This is a genomic window from Pseudomonas sp. 10B238 (assembly GCF_000970615.1).
In the GTDB taxonomy this organism is placed as follows: domain Bacteria; phylum Pseudomonadota; class Gammaproteobacteria; order Pseudomonadales; family Pseudomonadaceae; genus Stutzerimonas.
The window spans coordinates 1-637 of the sequence record NZ_KQ033980.1 but is presented as its reverse complement, the minus strand read 5'-3'; the positions used below and the strand labels follow the sequence as shown (position 1 = coordinate 637).

Below are 637 nucleotides of genomic sequence, written 5' to 3'. Positions count from 1 at the left end.
ATAGTCCCGGAGCCAACCCTGGTGGCTCGCATGACAAGCGAGCCGCTCGTGTTCATCGTCGCGCCGATAAGCGAATCGCCTGTCCGCTTCGTCACCGGAACCGGCTCGCCCGTTAGCATGGATTCGTCGACGGCGCTCTCGCCCTCTAACACCTCTCCATCAACGGGTACCTTTTCACCAGGACGAACGCGCAGATGGTCGCCCTCGTGAACATGTGTGAGCGGGATGTCCTCCTCGGAACCATCCTTGGCGATACGGCGAGCTGTTTTGGGTGATAAGCCAAGCAGGGACTTGATTGCGGAAGATGTCTGAGAGCGGGCCTTCAGTTCGAGCAGCTGACCTAAAAGCGTCAGTGAAATGATGACCGCTGCGGCTTCGTAGTAAACGCCTATCCGGCCGCCCACAGTGAATGACTCTGGAAATATGCTCGGTAAGACGGTTGCTACGATGCTGTAAATATACGCAGCCCCTGTGCCAAGCCCGATCAACGTCCACATGTTTGGGCTGCGATGCTTAACTGATGCGAAACCGCGCACGAAAAATGGCCAACCTGCCCACAAGACAACCGGGGTCGTAAGGGCTAGTTCAACCCAGTTCTGGCTAGCGCCGTGAAACAGCGGTATCGCATGTCCCGCCA

The 637-nt window shown here is 57.3% G+C and carries 1 pseudogene; it reads right to left on the bottom strand.

From position 1 onward, the window contains the following. A pseudogene (locus RT21_RS22875) lies at positions 1-637 on the bottom strand (copper-transporting ATPase); the annotation flags it as partial.